At 73.7% G+C, this 2,267-nt stretch carries 1 protein-coding gene; it reads right to left on the minus strand.

What is annotated here, in order from left to right:
• The coding region (locus AOK17_RS46495) for an ATP-binding protein (protein ID WP_245697876.1) at positions 1 to 2,267 on the minus strand (2,267 nt) is incomplete at both ends.

A 2,267-nucleotide genomic window follows, 5' to 3' on the forward strand; every position in this document is an offset into this window, starting at 1 on the left:
GCGAGCGGGCGCGCGCCGAGGTGGTCGGCCACGGCGCGGGCCAGTCGCAGCAGTTCCGTGGCGCGGTCCCGTTCCTCCTCACCGCCTCCGGAGGCCAGCAGGGACTCCGCGAGGCGGTGCCGCACCCGGGCGAGGTCGTACGGGCGCTCAAGGGGTTCGAAGGCGGTGACGGCCTCGGACCACTCGTCCGGGGTGTCCCGGCCCTCGGCGCGCAGCAGTTCGGCGCGCACCCAGTGCTCGTGGGCCTGCCAGACGGGCACGTTCGTGGCGAGGGACTTGGCGGCCTTGCGCAGGCGTTCCAGGACGTCGGAGCGGCCCTGTTCGGCGAGGGGCAGTCCGCGGGCGTCGGCCTCCGCGGTCGCGGCGGCGAGCAGCAGGGGCCAGGCGTAGCGCTGGGTGCCCGGCGGGAAGCCGGTGGTCAAGGCCTCGTCCAGTTCGGCACGGGCATCGAGGAGGCGGTTTTCGGCGGCGGCTATGCCGACCGCGAGGGTGGTCAGCGGCAGCGCGTGTTGGGGCACGGTGTCGTGGGTGCCGAAGTGCTCGCGCGCGGCGGCCAGTTGGCGGCCGGCCTCGGGGAGGTCGCCCCGGGCGCGCGCGAGATGGGCGTGGAGGGTGGTGCGGAAGCCGCGGGGCTTGGCGCTCTGGCCGACGCGGTCCGAGTTGAACCCGGCCGCACCGGCCTCGTCCCAGCGGCCCAGGGAGAAGAGAGATTCGGCGAGATTGCCCCACACCCAGGCCTCGGTGTCCAACAGGCCGAGTTTGCGGGCGAGTTGAACGCCTTCCTCAAGGATCCGGACGGCGTCCTGGGAGCGGCCGATGCCCTCCAGGTGGGAGGGCAGGTTCACGTGGGCGCGGCCCACGACATAGGCGGCGCCGATCTCCCCCGCCCGCTCCTTGACCTCGTGCACCTCGGCGAGCCCCGCCTCGATGTCGCCGGACTCGACGAGGAGGCCGCCCAGGGTGAGCCGCGCGTTCAGCTCGATGTCGCGGGCGCCCACCATCCGGGCGTACTCCACGGCTCGTTCGGCGGCCTGGAGGGCTTCCGGTCCCGGCCTGTGCATCATCGACCAGTTGGCGACATTGGCGAGGACGTCGGCGTGCACCTCGGACGGCGGCAGCCCTCGCACCAGCTCCTGGGCGGTGGCGAGTTCCTTCCAACCGTCACCACGGGCCACCGCCTCGATGAGACGGGAGCGCTGGATCCAGAACCAGGCCGCGCGCAGCGGATCGTCCTCGTCCTCCAGGAGGTGCAGGGCCCGCTTGGTGATCTTCAGGGCACGCTCGCGCTCCCCGCAGAACCGGCCCGCGACGGCGGCCTCGGCCATCAGGTCGAGGTAGCGCAGCGGCGTGGTGGCCGGGTCGCAGCCGCACGGAGGGTAGACCTCGGTGTAGTCGACGGGCCGTAGTTCGGCGCGTACGGAGTCGGGGGCCGTGTCCCAGAGCTCCATCGCGCGCTCCAGGAGCCGCAGTTGCTCCGAGTAGGCGTGCCGGCGGCGGGCCGCGACGGAGGCGTCGAGGACGGCGGGGAGGGCCTTGGCCGCGTCGTGCGCGTGGTACCAGTGGCTGGCCAGGCGGGCGGCGCGCTCGTCGGCCGGGACGAGCGTGGGGTCGGCCTCCAGCGCTTCCGCGTACCGGCGGTTGAGGCGGGAGCGCTCGCCGGGCAGCAGGTCGTCGCCGACGGCCTCGCGCACCAGGGAGTGGCGGAAGCGGTAGCCGTCCCCGTCGGGCGTCGTGAGCAGGATGTTGGCGCCGACGGCGGCCCGTAGCGCCTCGATGAGGTCGTCCTCGGAGAGCCGGGCCACGGCGGCGAGCAGCCGGTACTCCACGGTGGAGCCGCCCTCGGCGACGATCCGGGCGACCCGCTGGGACGCCTCGGGCAGGCTCTCGACGCGGACGAGGAGAAGATCGCGCAGGGAGTCGGTGAGGCCGGTGCGGCAGCCGTCGTTGGCGGCCACGGCCAGTTCCTCGACGAAGAAGGCGTTGCCGTCGGAGCGCGTGAAGATCTCGTCGACCCGGGTCTGGTCGGGTTCGGTGGCGATGATTCCGGCGATCTGGCGGCCGACCTCGGCGCGGCTGAAACGGCCGAGTTCGATACGGCGGACGGTGCGCAGCCGGTCGAGTTCGGCGAGCAGTGGGCGCAGCGGGTGGCGGCGGTGGATGTCGTCGGCGCGGTAGGTGGCGACGACGAGGAGCCGGCCGCTGCGGAGCGTGCGGAAGAGGTAGGCGAGGAGGTGGCGGGTCGAGGCGTCGGCCCAGTGCAGGTCCTC

It is taken from the genome of Streptomyces phaeochromogenes (assembly GCF_001418655.1).
In the GTDB taxonomy this organism is placed as follows: Bacteria; Actinomycetota; Actinomycetes; order Streptomycetales; family Streptomycetaceae; genus Streptomyces; species Streptomyces phaeochromogenes.